General features: G+C 57.4%; 7 protein-coding genes and 1 pseudogene. All 8 read right to left on the minus strand.

Annotated features, from left to right (window positions below):
- Positions 1 to 14: 14 nt before the first annotated feature.
- Entirely contained in the window at positions 15 to 1853 is a 1839-nt protein-coding gene (gene recD, locus GYRE_RS11465) for an exodeoxyribonuclease V subunit alpha (RefSeq protein WP_038255365.1), read from the minus strand.
- The gene (gene recB, locus GYRE_RS11470) at positions 1854 to 5396 is read right to left on the minus strand and encodes an exodeoxyribonuclease V subunit beta (protein ID WP_038255366.1); all 3543 of its coding nucleotides are present in this window, start codon (positions 5394 to 5396) and stop codon (positions 1854 to 1856) included.
- Positions 5393 to 8279 (minus strand): annotated as a pseudogene (gene ptrA, locus GYRE_RS11475) (pitrilysin). Before ptrA ends, recB begins: the two are co-directional and overlap by 4 nt.
- Positions 8280 to 8390: 111 nt before the next feature.
- Positions 8391 to 11759 carry an exodeoxyribonuclease V subunit gamma gene (gene recC / locus GYRE_RS11480; RefSeq protein WP_038255368.1) on the minus strand — a complete coding sequence of 1123 codons (3369 nt, stop codon included), beginning with the start codon at positions 11757 to 11759 and terminating at the stop codon, positions 8391 to 8393.
- A gap of 12 nt (positions 11760 to 11771) precedes the next feature.
- The gene (locus tag GYRE_RS11485; RefSeq protein WP_006818465.1) at positions 11772 to 12095 is read right to left on the minus strand and encodes a prepilin-type N-terminal cleavage/methylation domain-containing protein; all 324 of its coding nucleotides are present in this window, start codon (positions 12093 to 12095) and stop codon (positions 11772 to 11774) included.
- The gene (locus GYRE_RS11490; protein WP_038255370.1) at positions 12080 to 12487 is read right to left on the minus strand and encodes a DUF2509 family protein; all 408 of its coding nucleotides are present in this window, start codon (positions 12485 to 12487) and stop codon (positions 12080 to 12082) included. Before GYRE_RS11490 ends, GYRE_RS11485 begins: the two co-directional genes overlap by 16 nt.
- Positions 12484 to 13047, minus strand: coding sequence for a prepilin peptidase-dependent protein (locus GYRE_RS11495; RefSeq protein ID WP_038255372.1), 564 nt, complete (start codon positions 13045 to 13047; stop codon positions 12484 to 12486). The genes GYRE_RS11490 and GYRE_RS11495 overlap by 4 nt, the downstream gene beginning before the upstream one ends.
- A complete protein-coding gene (locus GYRE_RS11500; protein WP_038255374.1) occupies positions 13038 to 13508 on the minus strand; it encodes a prepilin peptidase-dependent protein in 471 nt (156 codons plus the stop codon). Before GYRE_RS11500 ends, GYRE_RS11495 begins: the two co-directional genes overlap by 10 nt.
- Positions 13509 to 13511 lie beyond the last annotated feature (3 nt).

Consider the following 13511-nt stretch of genomic DNA (forward strand, 5'->3'; position numbering starts at 1 on the left):
GCCGGGTAGGCTCTCTACCCGGCAAAAATCTCCGCCAGCCCGCTGCGACGCTCGGTTCGTGCCGCGATAGCCTGGGTCAGCAAACTCTCATCGGCATATAGCGATAAACGTTTTTTCGCACGGGTAATGGCGGTATACACCAGCTCTCGCGTCAGCAGAGGCCCGGGTTGAACCGGCAAAATAAGCGCGGCGTGGTCAAACTCAGATCCCTGTGATTTATGCACCGTCATCGCCCAGGCGGTGTCATGCTCCGGCAAGCGGCTTGGCTGGAACGACTTAATACTGCCGTCAGGCATCGGGAACCAGACGCGAAGCCCCTCTTCGCCGCGCGCCAGCGCAATACCAATATCGCCGTTGAACAGCCCCAGGGCGCTGTCATTGCGTGAAATCATCACCGGCCGCCCCTCATACCAACGGGTATGCTTTGGCAGGGTGATAATCCGCTGGCTTGCCAGCCGGCGCTCCAGTTGCTCATTAAGCCCACTAACGCCGTATGGCCCCTCGCGCAGCGCGCACAGCACCTGATATTCTCCAAACGCCGCGAGCACGTCTCCCGGCTCCGCCTGCTGGAGCAGACACTCCAGATAGTGGGCGTAGCCGTGGCGGGCCGCCGTCAGCATCTCATCGTATTCTTCCGCCGTACGCAGCGGTTGCAGACTGATGTCCGCATAGCCCTCCTGCAGCACCTGACGAACCGCTCGCTTATCGCCTGCGTTAACCGCACGAGCCAGATGACCGATGCCGGAATGGCTGTCAAAGCGGTAGCTCTTTTGCAGCAGGCACAGGCTGTCACGCAGGCTGCTGGCAGTGCTGCTTTCTCCGGCGGGTACGTTCATCCCGCTGAGGCGGTTCAGCTCAGCCGCACGTGCCGCAGAGTACCCTTTACTTACCCAGGCGCAGATATCGCCCAGCACCGCCCCGGCTTCCACCGAGGCCAGCTGATCGCGATCGCCGAGGAAAATCACTCGCCCGTGAGCCGGTAAGGCATCAATCAGCCGTGACATCATCGGCAGGTCAATCATCGAGGCTTCATCCACTACCAGCACATCCAGGTGCAGCGGATTTCCGGCGTGATAGCGCAGCCGCTGACTCCCCGGCTGCGCCCCGAGTAAACGGTGCAGCGTGCTGGCTTCGGCAGGTAGCTGCGCTTTTTGACTTTCGTCGAGCGGCAGCTTGCGCAGCGCAGCGCCAAGCGACTCGGTCAGACGAGCCGCAGCCTTACCGGTCGGTGCCGCCAGCCGGATCCTGCAACGTTGCCCTCTGGCCAGATGAATAAGCGCCGCCAGCAGTTTTGCCACGGTGGTGGTTTTGCCAGTACCGGGCCCGCCGGAGATAACCGAAATACGCCGGGTCAGCGCCACCGCCGCCGCGACCTTTTGCCAGTCAATGCCTTCTACCGGCGGGAATAGTCCGTCCAGCGTCTGTTTCACCAGAGCTTCATCAACGACAATAGGTTGATTACCGTCATTAAAGAAGCGCGCCACGGTCTGCTCGTTACGCCACATACGGTTCAGATACAGACGTTCTCCGCTCAGTACCAGCGGCGTGGGGCGTTCGCCACGGCTTACCGCCTCGCTTGCCAGCAGTCGCTGACCCCAGTCTTCTGCTGTATCAACATAGTCATACAGCCGGGTCCACAGCTCGCGGGCTTTGCCGCTGAGTGCGTTATCAACGCCAAGTCTTGAGAGTGGCAGGCAGACGTGTCCCTCACCGGCATCGTGGCTGAGCTGGGCCGCCGCCAGGACCAGCGCCGGTTCTTCTTCGGGAGACGCCAGCATCATGGCGAACTGGACGTCCAGCGGGCGCAGAAGCTTCTGCTCTGCCGCTTCCAGCAACAATGCTCTCATCGTCATTTACACCACCTCCTGTGATTCACCGGCAAAGCACTGGTCCAGCCCATCGATCAACGCGCGTGTCGGACGGGTGGTAAAGATGCCCTGCCCCGGTGCCGCGCCATCAACGCCGCGCAGGAACAGATAGATAACCCCGCCGAAGTGACGTTCATAATCATAATCCGCCAGTCGATGGCGCAGGTAGCGGTGCAGCGCAAGGCTGTAGAGCTGATACTGCAGGTCATAACGATGCGACTTCATCGCCTGCGCCATGGCCTGTTCGGTATACGCCTGCGCATTCTCGCCAAGCCAGTTGGACTTATAATCGAGCAGGTAGTAACGGCCATCGTGGCGGAACACCAGGTCAATAAACCCCTTCAGCATACCGCGTACCTGGCGGAAATCGAGCGGTGGACACTCCGCCGACAGCGGGTCGTGCGCACGGATGACGGCATCCAGCTTTTGCGGCTCGAGCAGTTGCTCAATAGGCAGATAAAACTCCATCTCCACCTGCTTGTGGTTTGGTGCCAACTGGCTTAGTGAAACCCCGGCTCCCGGCAACGGCGCCTGGAGCACCGTGGTGAGCCACTGCGTCAGCACCGGAGTCCAGTGTTCTTCAAAGCCCGCAAGCTGCAGCTTCTCGCGCATCTCGTCGGCGGAAACCGGCCGGGTAAAGTCGATATCTTCAAACAGACTGTGCAGGAACGTCCCGGGAGATGCCCCGCGCGGGAACTGATGCGGAGTTAACTCAGGCTCCTCCAGTACTTCTCCCACACCCGCTGCATCGATATCCAGACGCGGTAGCAGATCCTGAGCGACACTGTGTCCACGCTGCTGCAGCCCGGAGTAGCTGGTCACTCGCCAGTCATCAATCATGCGGCGGCGCACTTCGCGGGCATGCAGTTCAGGGAGTTCCGCCTGCGGGGCCTGCCAGCGGTGGTTATCCGGCGTCTGAGGCGTGCTCAGGGCAATCGACGAGCAGCACAGCGCCTGCAGGCAGGCTTCGAGCCCGGCAGCGTCTTTTGCCTCGCCTTTTTGTACCAGCCGCCCCAGAGCGCTGTGGTGGAAATCCGTATCGCTCGGCTTATCGCTACGACGGCTGGTCAACGGGGCAACGCCGAGGCTGCAGTGCCAGACCGCGCGGGTCAGCGCAACGTACAGCAGGCGTAAATCCTCGGCAAGGCGTTCGGCTTCTGCAAGCTCGAGGCTCGCTTCGTTTTCCTGCAGATCCAGCACCGCCTCAAAGGAGTTGCGGTCGTGGTAGAACGCCTGATCCTGCTTTCGGAAACGTGCGATAAACGGCAGCCAGACCAGCGGATACTCCAGACCTTTTGATTTATGAACGGTCACGATTTGCACCAGATGCTTGTCGCTCTCAAGACGCATCTGCTGGTTCGCCGCGTTGGTGTCTGGTTCAGCAATATGCTGTGCCAGCCAGCGGACCAGCGCATGCTCGCTTTCAAGCTGCAATGCCGCTTCCTGCAGCAGTTCACTGATATGCAAGATATCGGTTAACCGCCGCTCACCGCCGGGTGTGGCGAGCAGGTTTTCAGCCAGGCGACGGGCACTCATCATCTCACGCAGCATCGGCATCACGCCGCGCTGCTGCCAGCGCACCTGATACTGGGCAAACTCATCCACCAGCGCATCCCAGGCGGCTTCATCCTGATTGAGCCTGTCGATATCCTGCGCGTTCAAACCAAACAGGGCCGTTGCCAGCGCGCTGCGCAGGGTATTTTCCCGCTCCGGGTTAAGCACCGCCTGCAGTACCCACAGTATCTCCTGGGCCTCAGGGGTTTCGAAAACGCTGTCGCGGTTAGAGAGATAAACGGACGGGATGCCAAGCAGGTTCAACGCGTCACGGATAAGCGCTGCTTCCTGACGGTTTCGCACCAGCACGGTTATGTCGGAGGCTTTCACCGGCTCAGCGTTATCGCCGCGCCAGAGCAGCGCCGTCCCCTGCTGTCCGGCACTCAACCAGTCACGAATTTGCGCTGCACACACCTGCGCCATATAGCTCTGATAATCTCCTGAGCCAACGCCGTTTCCCGGCATTAGCCAGAAATGCATGGCAGGCCGATCGTTACCGTTGAACTCAAAGCGCAAAGCGTGGTTCTTTTCCGCCGCCTTCACCGCAAGGAACGGGATTTCGCGGAACATGAAAGGATTATCCATCTGGCTGAACAAGCGGTTGACGCTCTCAACCATGCCGGGAGCTGAGCGCCAGTTGGTATCGAGCGTGTAGTGTGCACTAACGTCGCTTCTGGCTTTCATGTAGGTGAAGATGTCCGCACCACGGAAGGCGTAGATGGCCTGCTTCGGGTCCCCAATCAACAGCAGCGCGGTCTCCGGCTGCTGACGCCAGATGCGGCGGAAAATACGGTACTGCTGCGGGTCGGTGTCCTGGAATTCATCAATCATCGCCACCGGGAAACGCTGACGGATCGCGGCGGCCAGCGCCTCTCCGCTTTCGCCGTGCAGTGCGGTATCAAGACGGCTTAGCATATCGTCAAACCCGAGCTCTCCACGGCGGCGTTTCTCATGGGCCACCGCTTCACGGATTTCGGTTAACGCCTGGGCGATAACCAGGTCGTCAAGGGTCAGCGGCTGCGCTAACAGCGCAGTAATTGCCATAAACAGCGGATGACGGGGAACCTCACCGCCGGCTTTGGTGCGCGCTTCAAGGAAATCCTGGGAGAACTTCTCCAGCGCATCGGGCAGTGCGTAAGTCTCCGTCTCTTCCTGAGCCCAGGCCGTAATTTTCTCGACCCATTTGCCCTGATTGCCACGATTAAATTTACGCCGATCGATGCCTGAGTTTTCAATTATCCCGTCAATCTCATCACAGGCTGCCAGCCACTGTGCTTTCAGCGCGTTGATTTCGCGCAGGATCCGCTGATGCCGGGAGGCCAGCGTTTCGTCATTGCCGGGCGGCGTCTTCAGCTGCGGAGCTTCACCCTGCAGATAGCGGTCGATGGATTTCAGCAGTTCCTGCGGGCCCTTCCATGAGGCGTGGATCACGCCCGCGATATCCCGGTCGAGTGGGTAGCAATGACGCCGCCAGAAATCAGCGCAGGCCTGGAATCGCAGGCGAGATTCGTCTTCTATCAGCTGCTGTTCGAACAGCATGCCGGACTCAAACGCGTTGAGGCTCAGCATCCGCTGGCAAAAACCGTGGATGGTGAACACCGCCGCTTCATCCATCTGCCGTTCGGCCAACAGCAGAACCTTTGCGGCATGGGCTGTATCATCTATTTCGGCAAGCAGGCTGGTGTACAGCGGGTTATCAGAACCGTTACGCAGGCAGGCAATTCGCAGCTCATGAATATTGCTACGAATACGCCCGCGTAGTTCTTCTGTGGCGGCTTCGGTGAAGGTCACCACCAGCAGCTCTTCAACGTTGACGGGCCGGGGGTAAGCGTTTTCGCCCCCAAGCCCGAGCAGGAGCCGCAGGTATAACGCGGCGATGGTAAAGGTTTTTCCGGTGCCCGCAGAGGCTTCAATCAGGCGCTCGCCGATGAGGGGTAAGCGCAGGGGATCAAGGGACTCGGCGGTATCGGTCATTCGTTCTCTCTCATCAGAGGTAGGCTTTGCTGCAACGCGCTGACGCTCTTCCAGACTTTCCAGCCCTGCGGTTTGGCGTAATCCGCCTTCCCGTTCTGGCTACCGGAAACCTGAGAAAGAATCGCCATACCCTGCGGCTCAACCACCGTCTGATGGAAGAAATCGGCAAGCTTTTGCGGCGTCAGCAGTTTAATCTGAGCCACTACTTTATCACGTGAATCGAAGCGCATATTACCGCGATCGAAATCTTTGCTAAGCTGCGAGGCTTCATCGCTGAGCGTCTGCGGTGCCTGCTGCATCTGTGTGACGACGGCCTGCTGGATCTGCGCAAACTCTTCTGGCGTCATCGCCCGCAGTTTTTTCTCCGCGGTCGGGAAGAACGCCTTAAAACGCTCCCACAGAAACGCGGGTTGTTTATCACTACTTTGCAGCAGGAAACCCATACCCCACTGGCGGCCGACGCTCATCGGGAATGCAAATACCGCATAGCCAAGCTGCTCTTCGGTTCGCAGTTGGGTGTAGAACCACGGTTGAACAATCTGCCCCAGCAGAGCTGCTGCCGCCGAGCTGCTGTACTCATCAACATTTGGTGGAGCAAAGACCGCTGCCAGCGCGGAATCTGTGCTGCTACCGGCTTTCTCAAAGATAACCGACTGTTTCTTGTTGATGACCACGTTCTGGTTACGGCACCACTCGCTGCCGTTAGCACCCAGCGTTTGCTGTACCTGATGCGCCAGCGCTTTTGATTGTTCTGCCGACATATTGCCGACAACCATGAACTCAGGTCTTCCGTTGGCTTTCAACTTGTCGCGGTAGCTTACTATCTCGTCGAGGGTTATCGACGGCAGCAGCGCCCGTCGCTCTTCGCGCTGGAAGTACGGCACCTGTGAAAGCATCTGCACCGGCATAATGGCCTGGTCGAACGCCTTGCCTTTCTCGGCAGAGTCCATCATCTGGGTGTACCAGGACTTAGCCTGATCCAGCTGTTCCTGAGTAGGGGTATAGCTGAAATAGCCCTTGAGCAGCGCCTCAAACAGCTGGGGTAAGCGCTGACTATAGCCGCTCGCGTTAAGCATCAGGCCGTTATTAGCACCGGTCGAGAAGCCAATTCCGCCCACTGCGGCCTGGTTGGCGAGCTGGTCGAGCGCAATCCCCGCCAGGTAGTCATTCAGGGCAAAAATCACCTGGCTGCGCGCTGTATCCATGGCTTTCGGATTACGTAGCACCATGGTGACGTCAACTTTCGGCTCATTGGCAAAATAGCGGCTCGGCATATAAGCCACCCTCAGGGTGGGCTCATCGACGATCAGTTCAGGACGGGTATAGCTTTTCCCGGTCTTGATAAGGCTGAAATCGTCAGGAATATAGGGGTTCAACTCAGGCAGAGAGAGCGCAATTTCACTGCTCTTTTTCTGCCAGTCGGCGAACTGTGCCGCGCTGATTTTATCCACCTGATACGGGGCATTGACAAAATAGGCAGTCTTGTTGTGCGGCTCTTTCGGGCTGATGTACCAGATTCGTGCATTCTGCGGCGTCATCATCGCCAGCCGCGCTTTCACGGCCTCAGCATCATATTTATCGGCAATATTCACCGCATCAAGGGTGTGCTCAACCGGGACGCGGATCATCGTGTCGGCAAGCCACTCCACGTAGTCCATGTCGCGATTAATCGACGGGTAGCGGAAATCGAGATCCAGCACGTGCGCCAGTTCGTCGAAATATTGTTTATCGACGCCCTTCTCACGCAGCATATTAAGATAGCTGAAGATAGCCGCCACCACTTCATCCCGGTGGGCAAGGCCCTTGTCGGTCAGGGTCGCGGAGATAGCCAGTACCCCGCTGTTACCATTCACCACCGGATCGGAGTCAGCGCGGATCCCTTCAGCCAGGCCCTGCTTTTGCAACCAGTCGGAAAGCGTACCAGGGCTACGGTTGCCAATCATGTAGGTAACAAGCTCGTCGGTTTTGCTGCGGAACTGCGCGCTGTTGTTATCAATTCGAAACTCAACGCGCACCGATTTACGCGGCATCGCCGGTACGTAGTGGATAATGATGCCTTTCTGCGCATCAGTCACCACGGGTACGGTCGTTACCGGCTGCTCGATATTTTTGTTCGGCACCCGGCCATAGGTTTGTGCTGCAAGCTGCGCCAGCTCTGGCAGCGGCTTGTTGCTATAAATCACCGCCTTCATCAGATTGGCAGAGTAAAACTTATCGCGGAAAGCAAGCAGTGCGTCATGCACCGGGCTGCCGGGTTTATCGCTTAACGTTTCAAGATTGCCGCCAGAGAAACGCGCTCCCGGGTGCGCCGGGTTAATGGTTTCGGCGCTAACCTGAGCCATACGCATACCGTCTCGGGTACGCGCCATGGTGAGTTCGGCGTTTACCGCATTGCGCTCACGCTCGGCGTATTTTTTATCCAGCAGAGGTGCAGCAATGGCATCCGCCAGGCGATCTACCGCCCCGGACAGCGCATCGTTTTCCACTTCAAGGTAAAACGCGGTGCGATAGGGTGCCGTGCTGGCGTTATGGCTGCCACCATGCATCTTGAGGAATTCGGCGAGACTATCTGGCTCAGGGTATTTTTTTCGACCCCATCAGCGTCATATGTTCCAGATAGTGGGCAAGACCGGGGTGTGCATCAGGATCTTCGAGCGACCCAACCGGTACCACCAGCGCAGAGAGCGATTTAACCGCCTGCGGATCGGAAACCAGCAGCACCACCATGCCATTATCAAGCTTTACCGCCTGATACTGACGTGTATCTTTTTCGCTTTTATGGATAGTCTCCTGAAGCGGTTGCCATCCATTCTCGGCCTGACTTAACGGTGCCCAAAGGGCGAATAACAGCACAAAACAACGAAACCAGGTGTTACGGGGCATTCACGGACCTCATCATTCAATTGCCAACAAGCAGTACTTCTCTTCACATCAGTCCGTGACACGTGCGCATGATAAAAGAAGCCAATCAATTGCGCAATTTTTATACAGCACCTACGACTGATTAAAACGGAAAACCGGCAGCAGATAACGCTTTGCTTGTGCAGTAATGGCTTCGTAGTATTCAGGCTCCAGGGTGCGCCAAAGACGCTGATACCAGACATCGGCCCCTTCACCGCTGACCACCATATTGCCCTCATACGCCTGCAAAAACTTACTACGCGCTTTTTGTTGCGTCTCTTCATCGCTTAAAATCGCATCGCTTTCCGCGTGGTAGCAGGCCTTAAGCCACGCACCACCGCTTTCCGGCATAAACAACAGCGGGGAACACATTCCCTGACGGTAACCTTCGACTAACTCCGCCAACAGAGCACTGGCCTCGTCTGCTTCCAGTGGAGGGAAACGCCATTCACCCTCTTTACGCACAAACAAACGGCTTTCACCGTTGCCGCCACTGGCACAGTAGACAAGATGCTCCAGCCAAAGTTGCATGCCTTGTGAAACGCTAATCAAAGACGGACGCCAACGCAATAACCCATCGGGCTGAACCTGCTGCAACCATCCCGTTATGTTGACCCCATCACATTGCAGATCGATTTCCATGCTCTGACCTGGCTGTTTGCAGGCGATTACCCGCTCTGCCAGCGCCTGCATTTCTCGCCGCTGTGTCTCCCAGGCGATTTCGCCAAACGACCCGTAGGGCAGCTCCCCAGCCGCCCGATAGCGACGATACATCGAGTCGGCATCGCCTTCCTCAATAAGGGTGTTTAGCAGCTGCTGGTTAAGCTGGTAGCGGGTCAGTCCTTCGAGGGTGAAAGGTTCATCCTCCGGAATTTCGCTCTCTTCGGCGCGGAAGTTGACCCGCAGGCGCATCTGGAAAAACGCGCGGACCGGGTGCTGCCAGAAGCGCAGCAATTGCTCCAGCGGTAGCGTATCAAAATCCAGGGGCGGCAAGGGCTGGATAAACGCCGGGTGCGCCTCTCCCTGCTGATTCGCCGCGGCCAGCCATTCACGGGCATAGCTTCGCTGTTCGTCTGAGAGGAAATTTTCTGCGTCGAACGGCATGCGCGTATGCAGGCGGGTGATATGGGTTTTCACCCGCTTCTCACTTTCATCACAGTTCAGCGCCGCATCGCCGGCCAGATAGTGGCTTTGCCCGATATAATCCACCAGTTCCTGCACCAGTACAGAAGGGAAGCGCTCGCTGTTATCCTGAATCGATCGCCCGATATAGCTGATGTAGAGCTTTTGCTCGGCTGACATCAGCGCTTCGAGGAACAGATAACGGTCGTCATCACGACGACTGCGGTCACCCCGTAGCGGCTTCTGGCTCATCAGATCAAAGCCCAGCGGCGCCAGCGTACGTGGGTAAACGCCGTCGTTCATCCCCAGTAAGCAAACCACTTTAAAGGGGATTGAGCGCATTGGCATCAGCGTACAAATATTGACGGGCCCCGCGAGGAAACGCTGGCTGATTCGCTGCTGATCGAGACGCTGTGCCAGCTCATCGCGCAACAACGACAGCGGAACGCTTTCGCCGTACTGTGCAGAAGTGCCTTCCTCGATAATGGCCTGCCACTGCTGCTCTATCAGGGTTAATGCCGCCTCGGTGTCGGCATCCGGCAGGAAAAAGTCGCCGAGCATTTCGCGACACATCGGCAGCCATTCCTCAAGGGGTCGCTCCTCAGCAAGTTTTCGCCGCCAGAGATTCAGCTGCATCAGCAAAGAGGCGAGATGCCCGACCAGACCGGCAATGAGTCCGCTCGACTCATCGTAGGGAAGCACGGACTGCCACTCGCCCTCCCGGCTCTCCATGGCGTAGCCCAACAGCATTCGGGTTAAACCAAAGCGCCAGGTATGTTGCCCGGTAGCCGGAAGCTCCAGCTCACGAACGTTGTCATCGTCAAGCCCCCAGCGCACGCCAGATTCGTTAACCCACTGGCGCAGATAGCGCAGACCTTCTTCATCGATATGAAAGCGCGCGGCCAGCACCGGGACATCGAGTAACGCCAGCACGTCTTCGCTGACAAAACGGCTGTCCGGCAGAGACAGCAGTGTAATAAAGGCCTGTAATGCCGGATGAGACTGACGTGCACGACGGTCAGAAATGGCATATGGCAGGTAACGATCGCCAGTGGCGCTGCCAAACACCGCCTGAATGAACGGGCTGTAACTGTCGATGTCCGCCACCATCACGATAATATCGCGCGGAGTCAGCGTTGGGTCGGCCTCCAGCATAGCCAGCAAATTGTCGTGCAGCACTTCCACTTCACGCTGTGGGCTGTGGCAGACCTGTATCGTCAGACTACGGTCATCCAGCGCCAGTTCACGTTTCGCGCCGCTATGGGCAAACTCTTCTGCCGTCCGCCCCAGTACCAGCGCATTACTAAGCTCCAGCACATCGTTTTGCAGGTTATGCAGCAGGTTGTCAGGCGGGATCTCAACGAATGCATCCAGCTCTTCATAGCGTTCAAGGCCTGCCAGCAGATACAGGTAATCCCGTCCGAGTTTCCCCCAGGAAGCCAGCATCGGGTTACCAATATCCTGCTCACCGTCATCGTTAAACAGGCCGGGAGCGGCGCTTGCGTCGCGAAACAGCGTCAGATTTTTGTCATCACGGTGATGGCGTCGTTGACGCGTCATGAGTCGCGCCAGGAAGGCCGGATCTTTAATATCCCCCCAGTAGAGCCTGCAGGGATTAGTAAATAAAACATAAACATCAATATGCTTGCCCAGCGCCTGTAGCGCCTGCAGGTAAACCGGAGGCAATGCGGAAATCCCGCAGATAAACACGCGCGGTGGCAGCCCTGGCGGGCAGGTATCAGCGGACTCCAGAGTGTTGATAAAACGTTGATACAGGTTGGCGCGATGCCAGAGCGGTTGCCCAAGCTCTGCCGTGTAGTGCACCAGCGCTTTCCATAGCAATGCCTGCCACTCCTGGGCGTCACTGAGCCCCTCTGCGCGCTCGTCGTGCTCCCACATCGTCAACCATTCAGGGCGGTACACCAGATACTGGTCGTAGAGATCCGCTACCCTGGAAGCTAACTGAAATAGCTTTCGTTTATCCGTATCGTCAGTCAGGTAGTGACGCAGTGGGGTAAATGCCTCCTGCTCAAGCATTTTCGGCAGCAGGGTCATTAATTTCCAGCTCATACTTTGCTTGTTGAACGCGCTTTCTTTTGGGATCTCTGGCAATACGCGAACGAACATGTCCCAGATAAAACTGGCAGGAAGTGGAAAGGTAATATTGGCGGCAATACCAAAGCGTTTTGCCAGCGTCATTTGCAGCCATTGCGCCATACCGGTGCTTTGTACCAGTACCATTTCAGGCTCAAAAGGGTCGTTGAGGGGGTCCCGCTCAACAATAAATTCCATTAACGCTTCCAGCACGTCGAGACGGTTGGAATGGTAAACCCTTAACATAGACGCTCCTGACTATTGGCTCACCGGGCAATGCAGCCTGGTCATTTGACCCTGCCTGCCGGTGGGAGTGGCAATACTAACCGTGATGCTGACACATCTTTGTGCCGATGTCTGCATACGTGTCACCGACCAGCCCTGCGGCACCGCTCCGGGAAAGCGCTGCGTTTGCTGCCAGGCATTTCGCCACAGTTGCCGGTATTGGGTGAGGAGTTGATACCCTTCGGCAAGGCTTCTCTGGTACCCCGCGAGAGCGTTGACGACGGCAATCATCAGTACCATCGCCAGAATCACCTCCGGCAGGCTGAATCCTTGCTGGCGTTTTAGGGTAGCTGACATAACGTCGCCTCTTTTAATGGACAAAAATCACTCCAGCCGTGTGGAGAAAATATCACTTTCCCTGAAACCTGCTCCCCGGAAAACCAGTAGCGAAACACCTGCCCCCCGGCAATAAGCAGTACGCGCCCCTCAGAGAGCTTTCGCAGGCACACTCGTGCTGCAAAGGTGAAAACCTCGCGGCACTGAATGCCTGGCTCTGATGCCCACGCCTGCATACGCCCCCATTCCAGCGCGGCCTGAACCCGAGCGCTTTCACGTAACGACTCGGTTTCGACACGTGTTTGCGCAAGCGCAGACTGATGCTGGTGGTTCAACCCTTGTAGCAACAGGCTCCCCAATAGCAGCATCAGTAGCACCATCGCCAGCGTCGACATGCCACGCTGTCGGTTCACAGGTTATAGCCCGTTACGCTAAAAGAGGCAGACGTTTGCAGCAAGGGATCCGCTGTCAGCGCCGCGCGTAAAGATACGGTCAGCTCGGGCGCAAAGCCTGCGCTGGTGTGCTGGCTGACGCTAAAATAAGTAATGTTTAACGTCTTAGGGTCGGTCATTTTTTCCCACCCTTTCCCTTCGCAGGAAAGCGCACCTCGCAGGGTTTCCAGTGCGCCATCCTGCAACCGGAAACCGGTACTTTCCGCCACCTCAGAAGGAGAGGTTTCCCAGATACCATTACCGTTGGCATCCCAGCGGACGATAACGCAGGAACCCGCCCGCTCTGGTTGCAGCGCAGTGCCTGAGCAGATGCCGTTACAGTATCCTGCCCGCTGCAGATATTTGGCCACCATAAATACCCGCTGCCAGACGTCCTCATCCATGACTTGCCGTTGAGTCTGGCGCAAAATCGCACGCTGTAACGCCGGTAAAAAACGGGCGCTTGCCAGTAACAGAATGCTGCTGATTGCCATCGCAATGAGCACCTCAAGCAGTGAGAATCCCTGTTGTTTTACCGACATTGCGCCCCCTCTCCTTGCTGACACAGACGAATTCGTCCCCACGCAGAAACCGTGATAACCCACCCTCCAGCAGGACTCGCCAGCGCGATTCGACCGGCCCACGCGGTACTGCGCAGGCCATAAAACCCCAGCGACGGCGTTACCCCGGCGAGCGCCACTTCCGGCCAGGCTGGAATGAGTGAAAATGGATCGTCTGTCGCGCAAGCAGGCGCCTGGCCTGCATCCGCAACCAGACACCAATGCCCCTGATGTTGCTGAACGCTGATGCGATGATCGCGGTTATGCCAGTTGGCGTCGTCGCGCAGAAATAGCAGGTAATCCCGCACCTGCGTTGCGGTCTGCCATAGCCGCTGTTGCTGTTGCCAGGCGTTCCAGCCATACAAACCTGCCGCGCTTAACATCAACGTAATCATCACGGCTACCAGCGTTTCAATGAGCGTAAAGCCCTGTTCTTTGTTCATGGC

It is taken from the genome of Yokenella regensburgei ATCC 49455 (assembly GCF_000735455.1).
In the GTDB taxonomy this organism is placed as follows: Bacteria; Pseudomonadota; Gammaproteobacteria; order Enterobacterales; family Enterobacteriaceae; genus Yokenella; species Yokenella regensburgei.